Source organism: Staphylococcus gallinarum, assembly GCF_000875895.1.
Taxonomy (GTDB): Bacteria; Bacillota; Bacilli; order Staphylococcales; family Staphylococcaceae; genus Staphylococcus; species Staphylococcus gallinarum.
Genome location: NZ_JXCF01000182.1, coordinates 1 through 529, shown reverse-complemented (window position 1 = coordinate 529; position 529 = coordinate 1). Strand labels below are relative to the sequence as shown.

The window sequence follows — 529 nt, the reverse complement described above, 5'->3', positions numbered from 1 at the left end:
GGCTTACCAAGGCGACGATACGTAGCCGACCTGAGAGGGTGATCGGCCACACTGGAACTGAGACACGGTCCAGACTCCTACGGGAGGCAGCAGTAGGGAATCTTCCGCAATGGGCGAAAGCCTGACGGAGCAACGCCGCGTGAGTGATGAAGGGTTTCGGCTCGTAAAACTCTGTTATTAGGGAAGAACATATGTGTAAGTAACTGTGCACATCTTGACGGTACCTAATCAGAAAGCCACGGCTAACTACGTGCCAGCAGCCGCGGTAATACGTAGGTGGCAAGCGTTATCCGGAATTATTGGGCGTAAAGCGCGCGTAGGCGGTTTCTTAAGTCTGATGTGAAAGCCCACGGCTCAACCGTGGAGGGTCATTGGAAACTGGGAAACTTGAGTGCAGAAGAGGAAAGTGGAATTCCATGTGTAGCGGTGAAATGCGCAGAGATATGGAGGAACACCAGTGGCGAAGGCGACTTTCTGGTCTGTAACTGACGCTGATGTGCGAAAGCGTGGGGATCAAACAGGATTAGAT

General features: G+C 52.6%; 1 rRNA gene. It reads left to right on the top strand.

The features are described from left to right. Positions 1–529 (top strand): 16S ribosomal RNA (locus SH09_RS13975); the annotation flags it as partial.